The organism is Bradyrhizobium sp. BRP22 (assembly GCF_020194175.1).
In the GTDB taxonomy this organism is placed as follows: Bacteria; Pseudomonadota; Alphaproteobacteria; order Rhizobiales; family Xanthobacteraceae; genus Bradyrhizobium.
Genome location: NZ_JADYVX010000064.1, coordinates 1 through 15,601 on the forward strand (window position 1 = coordinate 1; position 15,601 = coordinate 15,601).

A 15,601-nucleotide genomic window follows, 5' to 3' on the forward strand; every position below is an offset into this window, starting at 1 on the left:
ACCTTTCGGGTCCAGCGCACGGAAGACATTGCTGAACGTGTCGTGGCTGGGAATGCCGTGGCTGAGCTCCAGGAACCGCCGCAACAGCTCCTCTCGGCCTTTGCCGAAGAACTCGAACTCGGTGCAGGTCTTGGCGCCGGCCAGCGTCGCCGCCAAGGCGACGACGAGGATGTCCACCAGACCGCGCCCTGGTCGGCAGCCTGATCATCGATGAGGCAGATCGCCGCCAGCGTTCGAAGCCCGGGCGCGCCGTCCGCCTCCCGAGCGGCCGAATTGTCATCGATGACAATCGCGTTGTTCCAGCCGAGGGCGAAGGCGCGCGTCGCCAGCGCGTACTGGCGTCGTCGGCTCTCCGTATTGTGGTATTGTGCAAGAGTTGATCCATGCTGGATTGCCGCACGTAGACATAGGCGCTGTGCGCCAGGTGATCGCTAGACTAGTGATCTTAGTCATCGTCCGTCTCCGCCGGCACACTGACCAAGGCGAGGCGATCGCTCAGGATAACTTTGAGCAGGGTTATGATCTGCGCGCAGATCGCCAAGTCGAACAGACGTGGCGCGACGTCGTCGGCCGTCAGCAGGAGAGGATCCAGTTGCCGTTCCTGGGTACGCTGTTCCATCGTCGCGAATCGCTTCATTCGCTGGCGACAAGGATACGTCCTGCAGATCGACGCAAGTTGCAGTAGCAGGGCGCGGTTGTCCTCAGACTTGCCGGCGATGCGCGCGCACCCGCTCCAATGCGCCATTCCAGCGTGTCTTGAGTTCACGGGCAACGTGACGCTTCGCCGCATCCACAAGCTTCGTACCGGCGTGCGGTAAGAGACGCTTCGTATGCGCGACTTCAAGCTCCCGTTCGACAGCGGCGATGACCTCTTCTCGAGTCTCAACCTGGTCGGACGCAATATTGCTGCTTCAACAGCCTAATCGGAGACAGCCTCAAGGATTTGCAGCGCGAGCGCACGATCGACCCGCACGCCGCCGATGCCGATACATAAGCCTGCGCCGACATGGGCGTCGTCGCCGCGGCATTGATAACGATAGGTATTCCCGTTGGCCTCGCCATAGACCACACGCATCATCCGCCCGCAACGTCCCCACCGCATCAAGCCGGTTAGAAGTGCGCGTCCCCCGCGCGCCGATTTACGCGCACAGTTCTTCTTCATGTGCGCGTTTTCCAGCAGCACCGTCTGATTGTCTTCATACTTCTGCCAACCAATGTGGCCGGGATGATTGTCGCAGGAGAACATTCCATTCCTCACGCGGCTTTTTGAACCTGCTGACCTTGCGGGCGCGACCGTCCATGATCCGTGTTTTCTGAGCGATCCGGCCAAACGCATAGGCGTCAGCGTAGAGCGGATTGTGCAGGCCTGCATCTCCGCCACGATCCGGGCCTTCTCCTCGCCCGTCCATAGTCGCCGCCGACGTTCCCCGGTGATCATCTCGACACGACGATAGGAATCACCTTCCAGCCTGGTATCAAGCATGGCATTTTGCCATCGTTCCACTCCACGATCCGCTCATGCCAGGCTGTAGCGCGCTAGCCGAGGGACGGCTAGTACCAGAAGTTCGCAACATCTGGTCCGTGTTTTGCCGGGAGATTGTAACGGCAGAAGCGCTCGATGGAAGAAGGATATCATCGGCAGATTTGGTCCATCGGAACGGCTTTGGATTGGCATTGTGGCGTTCGATGAACGAGGCGATGTCCGCCCTGAGGGCGGCGACGCTGCGATAGACGCCGCGCCTGATTTTCTTATCGGTGAGGAGCGCGAAGAAGCGCTCGACTTGGTTGAGCCATGACGAACTGGTCGGAGTCACATGCACGTGCCAACGCGGCCTTTTGGCCAGCCATCTCCGGATCATTGGGGTCTTGTGCGTGGCGTAATTGTCCATGACAAGATGGACGTCGAGTTCGCGCGGTACGGCAGCCTCGATCTCGTCAAGGAACTTGCGGAACTCGGCGGTGAGGTGGCGGCCGTAGCATTTGCCAATGACCCGTCCGGTCGCAATATCGAGGGCGGCGAACAGCGATGTGGTGCCATGCCTTTTGTAGTCATGGCTCCTTTGGGCCGCCTGCTTGGGACGCATCGGCAGCATCGGCTGGCTGCGGTCCAGCGCCTGGATTTGGGACTTTTCATCCACACACAGAACGATGGCGTGCTCCGGTGGTGAGACGTAGAGGCCCACGACATCGCGCACCTTGGCCACGAAGTTCGGATCGATCGAGAGCTTGAACGTCTCCATCCGGTGCGGCTGGAGCCCGAAGGCCCGCCAGATGCGTTGTACCGTCGATACCGATAGGCCGCTGGTCTTCGCCATGTCGCGGGAGCTCCAATGAGTGGCGTTCTCAGGGCAACTCTCCAACGTCCTCACGATCACGGCTTCGATACGGGCATCGTCAATCGTGCGCGGCGCACCGCAGCGCGGCTCGTCGTGCAACCCAGCCACGCGCTGCTCCATGAAACGCTGCCGCCACTTGCCTACGGTCCGCCGGCCCAGCCCCAGCTTGGCCGCCACTTCCGCGTTCTGACTACCTTCTGCACAAGTCAGCACGATCCCGGCTCTCAGAGCCAGCGCCTGAGCCGTCTTCCGCCGCATCGTCAGCGACGTCAGTTCGGCACGCTCATCATCGCTCAATATCAGGGGAGCAAGCCGCTGGACCGCCATCGCAGACTCCGTCGCTGTTTGCGTGAATCCTTGGCACAGCAACGCGACGCTACCGCGAATCTATGATTGCGAACTTGTGACTCAGGACACTAGGTAGGGGCCTCAAGCCGGTTACTCAAGAGTAGTTCGCTTAGGAACCAACGGCTCTAACGGTAGAACATCTGGTGAGCGACGTCAGGACCGAATGCGCGCGACGCACGTGACCGCGATGAACAGGCTGAGCTGACCCGCGACGTCGATCTTCGTGCAGAAGTTCGGACATCCGAGGTCTTGAACCAGGCGCAGCTGAAGACCCTAAAGCGCCTCGCCTCGACCATAGTCCCAACCAGCCGCCGTTACAGATCCAGGCACAGTTGAGTTTGAGCTGAGCATGGGCTTATCGTTTGCCTTGTTGGGCTGATCCGCCGTTCGGCTTTCCGGCATCTCCGCCAGTGCTCGCGCGGTTCTCGCGCTTACGAATGAACGTCTCATATCCCTCGGGATTAACCTCCTTCAGGCGATCTAGCGCGCGCTCAGCTTCCAAATCGGCGGCCTTGCTATGACGCTGTTTGATCTCGTTTACTTTTGCTTCCATCCCTGTGAGCTGCCCCATTGCGGTTGTTACATTCTCGGATTCGATCTTGAGCTTCGCGCCTGGTCGTGTCTCCTCGATGCCTACGAGCATCGCCCTAAGCTCTTTAACGGCATTGGAAAGAATGACGAGCTGTTCAGCTAAGCCAATCTCAGCGCTTACGTCATTATCGACTTGCCGGTGAAAATTCGGTGCGATGTCCTGCACCACCGATCCGCTGAGTGGCGCGAAAAATGGAAAACTCAACCAAGAGAACCAATTAGAGTTTGACATTGATATCCTCTCGGCCATCTTGGTGTTCTTCCTCAGCCTATTCTAGCAATTGGCGTGCCAATCGGCCTTGGTTTCGACGACGACGCAAAGTACAGATATCATTTCCATCGGGTATGCAAACCTAGCGCGGCCCGAATGTACAGCTCGGCTTGTCGCCGCAGGTTAGGCGGCACCGTCAAGTTAACGAATTGGAGCGGCCGAGGGGGTAGACGACCGGCGTGCCGACCGGCCCGGGACCTCCGTTCCTCCTTCGGCTCGGCGATCGATTAAGTTGACGATGCCGCCCGCGGAGACGAGCCGGGGTCTGTTATTGGCTCTGACGCAATTTTGATGCAGCTCCTTTCATTCTGCGCCGATCAATCTAGCTTGTAGCAGATCGATTTTCCCGCGACCGTACATTTGGCGTCTGACGAGCTTGAGAGGCGTGATCTGCCCCTCAGTTTGTCCGTTGGACCAGGGCAAAGTGATTGCTGCTCGAACCGTCGCCTCATCCTTTGCGACGCCGCTGGCGAACGAGGCGACGAGACTGGCGCGGGCGCGCTCGATCTACGGGATGAGGCCCGCCTGGGTTCTACGCCGGATCATCAGGTGGAAATCAACGATGATCTCGCGTGCCTCGACCAGGGTTGGTACGCCAGCTGCGATCGCCGCGACCATGACGTTTCCGCTTTCGTGAGCAGGTCCCGCCCGATTGTCATGAGGCGAGCGATTGTTCTGGCCGACGGAATGCGCTGGAAGTTCTGTGCATCGGCCTTTTTAGCTCGTCGTCTGCGGGTCGCCCCCTCGCTAGTCTGAGGATAACGAAGACCTGGATGTTTTGTCTTCATGAAAGGGCCGAATTGGAACGGATGACCGTTGACGAGCTGTGGAGCTTGCACATTGAGGTCTCTAAATTGTTGCAGCAGAAGATTCGGCAGGAAAAGCTGCGTCTGGACGACCGCCTGAGGCAGTTGGTGTCCGCGAGTCGGTTATACCCCTTGGTATCTCCAAAATATCAAAACCCCGATCAGCCGTCACAGACCTGGACAGGTCGCGGCAAGCAGCCGCGGTGGCTCGCCGCGCAATTGAAGCTGGGAAAGCATATCGACGACTTCAAAGTTCCGCCGCGGATCGAGAGCCGAGATGCTGCCCGCCCGCCGCAACCGGGGCGATGAGCGAGCATAATCAGTCAATCAGGCTAATGCGTCACTCGGCCAGCTTTGCTCGCTCTCTGCTTCCGGTAAGCTCTGAATTCGGCCAGGAGTCTTTCGGGGTCCAGAGTTTCCGCCCGTCTGACCTGCTCACTTAACCAAAGTAGCTCGGCAAATTGGTCGCCGAGATCGGTTGCGCATTGCTGGAAATTCAGCCGGCGTTTGTTCGAAAGTCGGACGTTCTGCCCCATTTCTCAAGCCCTCCCCTGCGCACGCGGCGATGCTTTATGGTTCTTTGCCCGTAAAAGTCAGCAAGCGAATCGGCTAGTCTAATGGCGAGGCGCACCAGCAAGCTCAGCCAGACTATTTACGTTGCCTGCTCCTCGCGATGACGAGGCATAAGAGGGCGTGTCCCACGTTCTTGGGTGAGGCGCAAGACCGGGGCTTCCCGGTGCCTCCGCGTTTGCCATCGTTAGCATCGCGGGACGCGCTCTTCGCGATTGCGCCAGCTGCTGAACGTGCTGAAGTTGAAGCCGCAGACGCTCATCGGCGAGTCTTGGATGCTGGCCAGAAGGAGGGCGTCGCGAACCGGGCGAAGTTAACCACGATTGTCAGATCATGGGGGGTGCGAAGCTAGAGGGAGCTGACTGCGTTTATTCGGAGGTCGAGATTGGGTGCGCCTTGGCAAGAAGGACGGCAGTCCCGTGGTGCTTGTGGTGGATCTGCTCAAGCCACCGCCATCCGAAAACGCTGATCGACACAACATGTTCAGCGTGCTGGCTTGGCTGTCATTTAACCCGCGCTACCGCTATCAACAATACTCGGCCCTTCCGCCTGCCCTGGAAGCCGGTCGAGCTAGCGCGAGTCAGTCCGCGTCACGCTTAGATAGTCACCAACAGGCCAGGCCTTGCTAACAAGGTCTCTAATGCTGGAAGCAAAGGCGGTATCGTGCGATGTAACGCCCCTCACGGCGCGCATGTGCTCGCCCATCGCATCCGGATTGAAGTCTGGACTTTCAACTACGGTTTGGAGGCTCTTAGCGCTCCAAGTCAGCGTCATGGCCGGTGTGCCAAGTGTCCGAGCTGAGAAATTTATCGAATACTGAATAGTCGACGCTCATCGCTCGTTTCCTCCTGCACCTTTCTAGCCACGGCTTGCTAGCTGTGCGGCCCCTGCGACGACACCGATATCAACTTCAGCAGCGGATCATCAAACCACAACCACAGGGCGATTGCAAGGGACGGCTCGTCTTTTCATCGCTGCGACTACTTTTGCAATTATCCGCCCGCGGCGAAGCGCTAGCAGGCTGTTGAAGAAGTTTTTTTTAACGGCGCGCGATGAATGGGATGTCGTCGCCGTTGGGGAAGCAGATCTCTTCGAGTGAGCCGTCATCGTTTAGTTCGGCCCAGCCGTTACCCTCTGCCGGCTCCATTTCGTCGTTTCTCTGCCAGCCGAACTCGACGGCATCGCCGTGGCAGGCTCCATGAATGGAGCCTGCCAGACAATCGAGGGCGAATTCGCCGCCGGCCTCATCGAACAGGATGTAGGGGCTCGCCGACGACCTGCCATCTGCCCCGAATGCTCATGCGGGTGCCGCCAGAAGCTTGGGAAGCCGGATCAAATTATAGCCCGCAAGTGCCAAGACGAAGACGGCATCCACCCGCGGCCTCGCAACTTGATCTTGGCCAAGCCAGCGGAACTCTTGATCCAGCCGAAGACCTCTTCGATGCGTTTGCGGCAGCGCTGACTGATGTCGTAGCCGCTGTAACGCGTGGTCCGTGCGTCGATCGCCGTCTTGCGCCGCTTGCCGGTCTTAGTCAGATGTCCATCAATGGCGATATGCGGGTAACCGATCTAGCTCTCAGCTCGTGCACGAATTGCGTGACGTCATAGGCCTTATCCGCTCCCAGAGTGATCCGCTTCGCGCACCCCCGCCGGTCGATCATGGCAAGCGCAATCTCCCGTTCGGCGGTGGCCGTTGCCTGGCTCACCCCACCCAAAACCGCTAAACCATTGCGGTTCTCCATCAGCGCATGGCCCATATAGCTCAGCTTGGCCGGCTGGCCGTCACCCTTCTTGTAGAGCCGCGCCTCGGGATCGGTCGTGCTCGCATGGGTCTTGTTGGATCGCTTCTCCTTGTGGAAGCTGCGCTCGGCATTGCGTCGCGGACCCTCCTCGTCGTTGTCGCCGCCATCCTTCCTCCGGAAGCCCTTGATCGAAGCCCAGGCTTCAATCAGCGTACCGTCCACCGAAAAATGATCGCTCGATAGCAGACGCTTGACCTGCGGTTGCGCCAAAAGCGCGTTCAGGAACTTGGCCGCAATCTCGCCTTCAAGCAGCCGGTCGCGGTTCTTCGAGAACGTCGAATGGTCCCAAACTGCATCGTCCACCCCAAGTCCAACCAACCAGTGGAACAGAAGATCGAACTCCATCCGTTCCATCAGGTGCCGTTCCGAGCGAACTCGATAGAACGCCTGTAGCAGCATCGCCCGAAGCAACTTCTCCGGTGCGATCGAGGGGCGACGGAAGTTCGTATAGAGCTTGCCGAACTCCCCGGAAAGATCGCCAGCGCCGCATTCGCCAAGTCCCGGATTACCCGTAGCGGGTGGTCGATACGAACCCGAGCCTCCAGGTCCACATAACTGAAAAGCGAGCCGCAACGTTCGTCACTCCCCCGCATCGTGCCCCCAGGTTCAATCCTGCCCCAGAGAATCACGATACGAGCCGCTGCGCTACCGACTTCTTCAACAGCCTGCTAGAGCGTTTCACGTGGATGGAAACATATCCAGTGTTGGCGAAGTAGTTGCTGCATTCGGTAGGCTGGATCGAGGTGGCGAGGTCGCCGAGGTGTCGCCAAATGTCGTCGAGGGTGCGCTTGTGCGCGATGCGCATCCAGTGCTTGATCTTAGCGAAGGTCTGTTCGATCGGATTGAGGTCGGGTGAGTAAGGCGGCGGATACCAGAGCCTGGCGCTGGCGCCTTTGATGATGCGGCGCAGAGCAGCCGACTTGTGGCTGCCGAGATTATCCATGATCACGATGTCGCCCGGCTTGAGAACTGGAACAAGCTCCTGTTCGACATAATCGGAAGCATTCGCCGTTGATCGGCCCGTCGAAGACGCAGGGAGCGACAAGGCTGTCAGAGCGCAAAGGCGCCGAGAAAGGTCAACGTCCGCCAATGCCCGTGGGGTGCAAAACCTCGCACCCGTTCGCCCTTCAGTCCCCACCCGCGCAAGGGGGCCATGCTGGTCTTGATCCAGGGGTGAGTAGGCCGGGGGATTTTCACCTCCGGCCTCTCGCAGAACGGTGCGTGAACCTCTCGATTCACACCGCTCTCATCAGGTGAACGTCGTCGTTCCGAACAACTGCCAGTGTACGAACAGCTCCGCATTATCCGGAGCCAGCTTAAGCGAGAACAGCGAAGCACCGGTTTTGTGGAGCCGGAAGGTCTTGTACTTTCGCATGATCCACGCTTTCGGCTTCTGATTGACGTAGTCAACCAGATAGAACAGCGCCGAACGGCTGAACCGGCCGTAATAACCAATCCACCCGCGGAGGAGCGGATTGACCTGTTGGGCGATCTCAGCCAGCGTCTCGGCGTTTGCCTGGGAATATGCAAGCTTCGGATCGTTGCTCGCATGGCCTTCAGAGCTCTCGGACTGACCGCCGGGGTGTATCCACAGAAGAATTCCTTCCGCTGTGACGTTGCCACCCGCCGCGGCCTGAACTGATATCCGAGAAAGTCAAACGTGACCCTCGGATACGTGCGCCGACGCCGGTTATCCTTGCAATAGACGATCTGCGTCTTTGTCGGATGCATCTGAAGTCCGCACACTTCCAGCCTAGCTGAAGCTCCGCCTTAATGGCCTCGGCTTCTTGCTCGGTCCGGCAGTGCACCAGTCCGCCGTCGGCATACCGACACCAAGGAAGGTCGGGATGTGTCCGCGCCATCCATAGATCAAGCGTGTAATGCAAGAACAGATTGGCCAGTATTGGGCTGAGGGCTCCCTGAACGCAAAAGATAACTTCCGCTTCGAACGTGTCATCACCGGCTGGCGCGATGGAGCCTTTGTTGATTTGAGACGCAAAAGGTAATCCCATTATGTCATATGATTCGATCGACGCAAGCGCAGAAAGCCGAACGGCTGAGGGCGGCGCGACGCTTGCTCGCGAAGAAAATCGGCATGGCGGAGGCGGCCTTGGCGCTGTTGCGCGAAAGCGGCTTGTCGCTGCGGCAAGCCTATCGCTATCTCGAAGTGGCCAAAAGGAAGGAGCCGCTCCTTTCCGCGCCGCAGCCGTCTGTGACGCTCTCCCTGAAGATGCCAACCGATCTCGCTCAAAAAGCTCCAGGCGCATGCGGCGGCTTCCAGACTTTCGGTAAGCGAGGTGATGCGCCGAGCGGTGGCCGCTTATCTCGCGTCTGTCCGCGAAGATGGCTGAGCAGCGGAAAAAGCGCGACGTTCGTCTCGAATTTGCGTTCGATCGCCTCGTCGCCGTCAAACTTGAACAGGTTTACGAAATTCTCGTTCCAGATCAGGTGCGCTTTGCGCGCCGGCGCCGATGTGACGGGAGGCGAAGATGAAAACCGCCGCGATTTACGCCAGAGTGTCATCGGACAACAGAAGGAGGAGAACACGATCGCCAGTCAGACGAGCGCGCTGATCGCTTTCGCGCGCGAGCAGAACTGCGACGTGCCGACGGAATGGGTGATCGAAGACGACGGCTATAGCGGCGCGAGCTTGTTGCGGCCCGGGCTTGAACGACTGCGCGATCTCGCCGCAGAAGGGCGGATCCAAGCCGTGCTCGTCTACGCTCCCGATCGCTGAGCCGGCGCTATGCGCATGAAATCCTTATCGAAGAGTTCGCGCGCGCGGGCGTCGAGGTCTTGTTCATTCGCTTGAGACGGCGGCGACGCCGGAAGTCGAGCTCCTGCTGCAGTTTCAGGGCATGATCGCCGAATATGAACGCGCGCATATCCTGGAACGGTCGCGGCGAGGGAAGCGCCATCGCGCCCTTCAAGGCCAAGTGAGCGTGCGTTCCGGCGCTCCGCCCTGGGGCTTAATCCAGTTTGAACTTCGTTCTGGCCCACGACGAGGACCAGAGCATGAAGTGTAGCCGCTTTACGGAAGATCAGATCATCGGGATCTTGAAAGGAGCACGAGGCCGGAGTGTCGGTCGCCGATCTATGCCGCAAGCGCGGCCGCGACGCCGGCATTTACAAATGGAAGGCCAAGTACGGCGGGGTGGACGTGTCTGAGGCCAAGCGGCTGAGGACGCTGGAGGACGAGAACACGAAGCTGAAGCGGCTCCTGGCTGACGCCATGCTGGACAATGCGGCTCTGAAGAACCTCTTGGGAAAGAAGTGGTGACGCCTGCGGGGAAGCGGAAGGCTGTCGCCCATTTCGTGGACCGCTACGGGACGAGTGAACGGCGGGCGTGTAAAGCCATCGGCTGCTGCCGCATGACTGTAAGATACACGGCAACACGGTCGGACGATTCCGCCGTTCGCCAACGCATGAGGGCGATCGCCCAGGAGCGCCGCCGTTTCGACTATCGCGGCTCCATGTTCTGCTCAAGCGGGAGGGTTTTGCGATCAACCACAAAAAGCTGTTCCGGCTGTTCCGGGAAGAGAGCTGGCGCTGCGCCGCCGTGGCGGCCGAATCGGGCGATCGGGACCCGGGCGCCGATGACGGCGCCGATGGCACCGAACGACCGCTGGTCACTCGACTTCGTCTCCGATCAGCTCACGGATGTCCGCCGCTTCCGCATGTTGACCCTAGTTGATGACTGTACCCCGAGTGCCTGGCGCTGGTGGCGGACACCTCGCTCTTTGGCATCCGGGTGGCGCGGGAGCTGGATCGGCGGGTGATGGAGCGCGGTAAGCCGACGATAGTGGTCAGCGACAACGGCACCGAACTTACCTCCGGGAATTGCTGAAAGAGACGCTGTTCGCCTAGCTGGCTCAGACCCGCGTCGCGCTCGGATGCTGGCGCCGATTATAACGACACACGACCGCACTCGCAGCTCGGATGGAAGACGCCCTCCGAGCTCGCCTTCACCTGCCACCCGCGCCGGGATTCTGGCGCTGCGCTACGCCGATGGCTCGCGCCAGTTCCCGTCGCTGACATCGCCCAACTGGGCAAATCCGATGGCTTGAGCGAACTCAGAACTGGATAAAATCTGGGGGCAAGGTCACCAGCCACTAACGATATATTGCGCAATACGTCGACCAACGTCAGCCGGTCCAGTTAGGGGGCCGCGAGAATCACCACGACGTGGCTTTGTAGAATAGCCATTGCTATCCGAGACATTCGGCGGTGTCACGGATCTTCGCGAAAGGACTGCTGAGCACCGTCGTACAAGCTTGAAGCAGAGCCTGCTCGCCTCTCTGGAACGGACATGGCAAGAAGCAGTTGTCGCGGTCGCAGCAAGAAGCTGCCGCCTACCAGATTGGAGAGGTGATCTGCCTGCAAGCACGAACTATCGAGCTAACCACAACTTAGGGACAAGCTACGCAATATTTTTCCGTGCCCAATACATTCATTGGCGCCCCCGTCAACCAGACCGTAAACCAGCTCATCGGCGGCACTGCCGATTTGAATGTGCCATTGCCGCAGGTGCAAATGAACGGCTTTCTCGGCGGCGTACAAGCCGGTTACAATTTCCAGTCCGGTGTGATGGTCTACGGTGTGGAAGGCGATTTTTTATGGAGTGGTATCAAGGGGCGCACTGGCTGCCTTGTGGTCTTGAACTGCACGAGCGACACCAAATGGATTGCCGATATCACCGGACGGGTCGGCGTCACGGTGGGCGACCGCGGCCTAGTATACATCAAGGGCGGCGCAGCTTGGGCCGATTCCAGCATCGGCATCAACCAGTCCTTTGCCGTTACATCGAACTTGGGGGCTGGCTTTGCTGCTAACGTTGCTGCCGATGGCCGAGCGAGCAAGAACATATTTGGCGGCACATTGGGTGCGGGCATCGAATATGCCTTCCTGCCCGGCTGGTCAGCCAAACTTGAGTATGACTACTTCGATTTCGGCCGGCAAGACGTAACGCTGCCGGTTTCGGTAGCGAGCCGTGTGCAGACGGGCGACGGTGCGCCTGGTGCCTTCGCTGTTGGCGCCACGACGCCCGTCTCCTTCAAGCAGCAACTTCATACGATCCGGGTTGGGGTGAACTACCACTTCTGACTGGCAGGAGCTTTGATCTGACGTTCTGTTTCTTCCTACGGCAACTCACGCTGGACTGCGAGCAGAAATTGAGCAACGAAGAGCTACTGAAACAGATACTCGCCCAACAAGCCGAGGTAGACCTCAAAAGGAGCTCGAACTGACAAAAAGGCGGGCTGCCCAAAAGCTTGCGGAAGAACAGGTGCAAGAAAGGCGCTGAGCGTTTGGCCGAATGTTGAGGCCCTGATCGGTCGCATTGCAAGAAACTAAATGACGCCATGAAGGGCGGTGAAGAGCGGACGGAAGCTCTATGCCAGAACCGAAAAGGCGAAGTTCGGCTATGTAGGCAGGCATTGCTTGTAGACAAGTGATCCTCAAAAAACAGCCAACGCATCTCGCTCCATCTTCAAAGCAGCCGTAAATGGGGTGTTAACAGTGCATTACGAAGATCAACGGAACCTCGAATCAGACGCAATTCAATTCGAATGCGATCGGTTGACGGCGACCAGATCGAGAACGTCGTTTTGCTTTTTCGTGAAAGATTATTTGCACTGATGAACTGAGGCTCGCTTCCTTTCGCTCCTCGAACTGGAGCCATGAGGACTCGGACCGGTCGTTGTATGCGCCTGACATAAATAACCTCGAAGGCGACCTGTCAGCCCGGTACCGTCCAGAATCTTTCGTACTTTTGATCAGGCGACGGCTCCGGTTTCAGACAGTTGTGCTGATAGAGCGGTCGCATGTTCATGTCGCATTTGGTCGACCACGCCGTTCCGGCACTGTGCCGCAGCCGGGCCGCCGCCGAGTTGAGACAGGATTGACCGTCGGGGAAGGCGCCGAAGACACGGGTTCGTCGGCGGACCTCCTTCATGATGCGCTCGAGCGGATTGTTCGTTCGAATCCTTCCGCCAATGGATGTCCGGAAAGGCGTAGTAGGTGAGCGTCTCGTGAACCGCCTGCTCGACGAGATCAGCAGCTTTGGCCATACGCCTTGCCCCCAGATCCGCGATGACGGTCCTGGCTTTCTTGTCGGCCGCGGCGCGGCTTTCCTGGGCATGAATGGCCTTAAGCATGTGGCTCACTCGCGGACCCGGGTCGACGGCACGTGGCTGCAGACATTGCGATAGAAATGCATCATGCAGTGTTGATAGCGCGCCTCCGGCAGATAATCCGCAACGCTTTCGACAAGACCTCGGCACGCATCGGAAACCACCAGCTGCACGCCCTTCAGACCGCGATCGACGAGATGCCGCAGAAACGATGACCAGCCGGATTCGTCCTCCTTGGCGCCTTCACAGATGCCGAGGATCTCCCGGAACCCCTCGGCATTGACTGCCGGGGCAACCAGCAGCGTGGCGAACCTCACCAGCCCGGCTGCGCTTCATCACGATGCCGTCGAGGTAGAGATACGGATGCTCGCCTTCGATCCTGCGATTCCGCCACGCCTCGACTTGGCATAGATCTTCTTGTTCAGGTTCGACACTGTGCTCGGGCTGACCCGGGTGCCCCACAGCGCCTCGGTGATGTCTTCGACCCGCCGAACCGAAATCCGGCCAGATACATCTCGATCAGCGCCTCCTCGACCGAGCTCTCCCGCCTCCGGCAGCGCTCGATAATCGCCGTCTCGAAGGTTTGCCGCCGTAGCTTCGGGACCTTCAGATTGACGTCGCCCGCCTTGGTCTGCAGCGTTCGCTCGTAGCTGCCGCCCCGCGTGTCCTGCCGGGCCGGGCTGCGCTCATACCGCCCAGCACCGCACAGCTGGTCCGCTTCGGCCTCCAGCATGGCGTTCAGTGTCTCTTCCACCGTCCCGCGGACCATCTGCCCAGGTGATCCCGAATCCGGGCCTCATCAATCTAGATCACCTGGCCCATGGCATTTCCATCGTTCATTCAAAGCTCCTTCATTCTAGAAGAAGCCGTCAATCCTGAAAGTGCGAAAGAATCTGTACGTTATCTTTCTTCCCGCTTGCGGCTGTGCCAGCGTTCGTGCCGCCGATTTTCCGAGGGCACTCGGGCGCAGTCTGCTTCTTCGCCTAAGGTTTAAAGCTCCTATTGCGATTGTTTCTATTTCGGTGCTCGTCAATCAGTGTTAGCGAGGCGCAACGCACTACCTGCTCCCCCTTTGAATCCAGGGACGACGATATGAAAAACTAACTACAAGATCCCAAGCCCTGGCGCGACCGCGCCGAAAAACCAGAGCCAAGGCAGAGCGGATTTGGAAACATCCCGCGGAACAGCAACGGATGCTCCGCATAGCAGACGAATACGACTGGTTGGCTGAGCGGGCAGCAGAATCGCAGCGTTCGGCCGCATTGCTCAACCAGTCGAGGAGACCGGAGAGATGAGTTCACTTGTCAGCTTCCTGTCGACCCTTTGGCCAATCGAAAGTACTAAAGTGCCAGTCGATCTGGAGAAGTGACTCGCGATCAATGCCCGCTCGTGGATTCCCTCACAGTGAGGTTTTTCCTGACCTTCGACTGTGACTTGTTCTTACCCAGTCAAAGCGAGCGCGATGGATTCGGTCGTCATCTCTCGTGGTCTGGCGTCAATTGTTGAATCACTCCGCGGCGTAAAATCAACTAAGCTGCAAATCTCCGCATTGATATTATTGTCGCCATCCGCAGAGCAGTCATTGATTTGGGTCAACCGGCGATGCCGGCACCGCATTCGGCGCCGTCAACTGCGTGCTGATGGTACGGTCCCAGATCGGGCCAGCCCGGCTCTTACCAGTTTGATTTACCGCAAGGCGCCCTCCGCAACGCATTGATATTAACTCGCCGAGCAGAGCGATTGCGGCACGGGGTATTTCAATGTTTCATCGTTTGAACGAGGCGGCATTGATCGCCGACAGGGAGAGCAAAGGAACAATCGAGGCGCTGCAAACCTGCGAAGACTTTCGATCGACCAGTTTGGTCAAATCTTGGTGGCTTTACCATCCGACAATTGGCTCAATCTCACGAAACTCTTGCCCGGAATGACGCCAGATTCGGTGCAAAAAGAGTGGACGGGATCATCCGGCGATACGCTGCTCCGCCAAAGCAGCAATTTCATGAACTTTTTGACAGCCCCTTTTGCTGGCGTAACGGGCCAGTCTATCCACGGAAAAAATGTCCTCGATTCGGCTGCGGTTGGGGACGCTTGCTACGCCGGTCAGCCTTTTTCAATGACGCGCAGTTCAATCACGGTTGCGACGCATGGCCCATTTCGCTTCAGCATAGGGCTTACCGCCCGCAAGCGCCGAGCCCGCCGCGAACCTCGCCCATTACAAAGGGCAAGAGAAGGTGGTGCCGAGACGCTTACCGGTCAACTATCAACTTTAGCGATTGGTGGAGAAGACGAACACGTGGCACTCGTGATCCAGTTCCAATGATGAAAGTCCTGCCGGGCACGATAGCCCTCATCGCGATGGCCGCTGCGGGCTCTGTCGCTGACCTACCTGCGCAGCCCGACACCAAGACACCGAGGCGCCCACGATGGTCATTCGGATCCATGCTTGGAGCGGTTGCACCTGGAAGGCTGGGCGAGCGCCCGGCCGTGATCATAAGAGGAACCGATGTCCAGAATTTTGGCCGTCGGGACGGCATTGCCGCCTTTCCGACTTTCGCAGTCTGACGCCAAGGTACTAGCGGGTCGCCTTTTTGGATCTAGAATAAAGACCCTTAAGAGACATCTTACAGTATTCGATCATGCGGTAGTCGATCAGCGTTTCTTTTGTGTCGCGCCCGAATGGTTTCTAAGCGAGCATCGCATCGGCGAGACAAATGAAACATACTTGGAGTGGGCCAAAGAGCTGGC

General features: G+C 58.7%; 11 protein-coding genes and 7 pseudogenes. 8 read left to right on the forward strand and 10 right to left on the reverse strand.

Annotated elements, in window-relative coordinates; all coding sequences use genetic code 11:
- The 6 genes and pseudogenes from I6F35_RS38185 to I6F35_RS38210 all read right to left on the reverse strand — a co-directional run.
- Positions 1-177 (reverse strand): transposase family protein (locus tag I6F35_RS38185; protein WP_225122765.1); only part of this gene is annotated, 177 nt, incomplete at its 3' end.
- A 268-nt stretch (positions 178-445) separates the two neighbouring features.
- The gene (locus tag I6F35_RS38190) at positions 446-619 is read right to left on the reverse strand and encodes a hypothetical protein (RefSeq protein ID WP_225122758.1); all 174 of its coding nucleotides are present in this window, start codon (positions 617-619) and stop codon (positions 446-448) included.
- Between the two features lie 300 nt (positions 620-919).
- Positions 920-1,483, reverse strand: coding sequence for a zinc ribbon domain-containing protein (locus I6F35_RS38195; protein ID WP_225122759.1), 564 nt, complete (start codon positions 1,481-1,483; stop codon positions 920-922).
- 68 nt (positions 1,484-1,551) lie between these two features.
- Positions 1,552-2,663, reverse strand: a pseudogene (locus tag I6F35_RS38200) (IS630 family transposase).
- 376 nt (positions 2,664-3,039) lie between these two features.
- Positions 3,040-3,525 (reverse strand): hypothetical protein, encoded by a 486-nt coding sequence (locus tag I6F35_RS38205; RefSeq protein WP_225122760.1) that lies wholly within the window; start codon positions 3,523-3,525, stop codon positions 3,040-3,042.
- Positions 3,526-3,849: 324 nt separating this feature from the next.
- Positions 3,850-4,292: pseudogene (locus I6F35_RS38210) on the reverse strand (ISL3 family transposase); the annotation flags it as partial.
- 63 nt (positions 4,293-4,355) lie between these two features.
- On the opposite strand from I6F35_RS38210, the gene I6F35_RS38215 reads away from it, so the two are divergent.
- On the forward strand, positions 4,356-4,661 hold the full coding sequence (locus I6F35_RS38215; protein ID WP_225122761.1) for an H-NS histone family protein: 306 nt from the start codon (positions 4,356-4,358) through the stop codon (positions 4,659-4,661).
- Between the two features lie 1,558 nt (positions 4,662-6,219).
- Here the strand turns inward: I6F35_RS38215 and I6F35_RS38220 are convergent.
- From I6F35_RS38220 to I6F35_RS40695, 3 genes and pseudogenes are all read right to left on the reverse strand, one after another.
- Positions 6,220-7,317 (reverse strand): annotated as a pseudogene (locus I6F35_RS38220) (IS5 family transposase).
- Between the two features lie 32 nt (positions 7,318-7,349).
- A pseudogene (locus I6F35_RS38225) lies at positions 7,350-7,894 on the reverse strand (IS630 family transposase); the annotation flags it as partial.
- A gap of 79 nt (positions 7,895-7,973) precedes the next feature.
- A complete protein-coding gene (locus tag I6F35_RS40695; protein ID WP_346283245.1) occupies positions 7,974-8,369 on the reverse strand; it encodes a group II intron maturase-specific domain-containing protein in 396 nt (131 codons plus the stop codon).
- 595 nt (positions 8,370-8,964) lie between these two features.
- On the opposite strand from I6F35_RS40695, the gene I6F35_RS40700 reads away from it, so the two are divergent.
- The 5 genes and pseudogenes from I6F35_RS40700 (at position 8,965) to I6F35_RS38250 (ending at position 11,828) form a co-directional block, all read left to right on the forward strand.
- Positions 8,965-9,075 carry a ribbon-helix-helix protein, CopG family gene (locus I6F35_RS40700; protein ID WP_225122767.1) on the forward strand — a complete coding sequence of 37 codons (111 nt, stop codon included), beginning with the start codon at positions 8,965-8,967 and terminating at the stop codon, positions 9,073-9,075.
- 122 nt (positions 9,076-9,197) lie between these two features.
- On the forward strand, positions 9,198-9,461 hold the full coding sequence (locus I6F35_RS40385) for a recombinase family protein (RefSeq protein WP_346283246.1): 264 nt from the start codon (positions 9,198-9,200) through the stop codon (positions 9,459-9,461).
- A gap of 88 nt (positions 9,462-9,549) precedes the next feature.
- Positions 9,550-9,750, forward strand: a pseudogene (locus tag I6F35_RS40390) (recombinase family protein); the annotation flags it as partial.
- Positions 9,740-10,812: pseudogene (locus tag I6F35_RS38245) on the forward strand (IS3 family transposase). The pseudogenes I6F35_RS40390 and I6F35_RS38245, both read left to right, overlap by 11 nt.
- Before the next feature lie 350 nt (positions 10,813-11,162).
- Entirely contained in the window at positions 11,163-11,828 is a 666-nt protein-coding gene (locus tag I6F35_RS38250) for an outer membrane beta-barrel protein (RefSeq protein ID WP_225122762.1), read from the forward strand.
- 634 nt (positions 11,829-12,462) lie between these two features.
- On the opposite strand, the pseudogene I6F35_RS38255 reads toward I6F35_RS38250, so the two are convergent.
- Positions 12,463-13,625 (reverse strand): annotated as a pseudogene (locus I6F35_RS38255) (IS256 family transposase).
- 1,104 nt (positions 13,626-14,729) lie between these two features.
- Between I6F35_RS38255 and I6F35_RS38260 the strand changes: the two are divergent.
- Together I6F35_RS38260 and I6F35_RS38265 are read left to right on the forward strand one after the other, a co-directional pair.
- On the forward strand, positions 14,730-15,176 hold the full coding sequence (locus I6F35_RS38260; protein WP_225122763.1) for a hypothetical protein: 447 nt from the start codon (positions 14,730-14,732) through the stop codon (positions 15,174-15,176).
- Positions 15,177-15,359: 183 nt separating this feature from the next.
- A partial coding sequence (locus I6F35_RS38265) for a hypothetical protein (protein ID WP_225122764.1) occupies positions 15,360-15,601 on the forward strand: 242 nt, incomplete at its 3' end.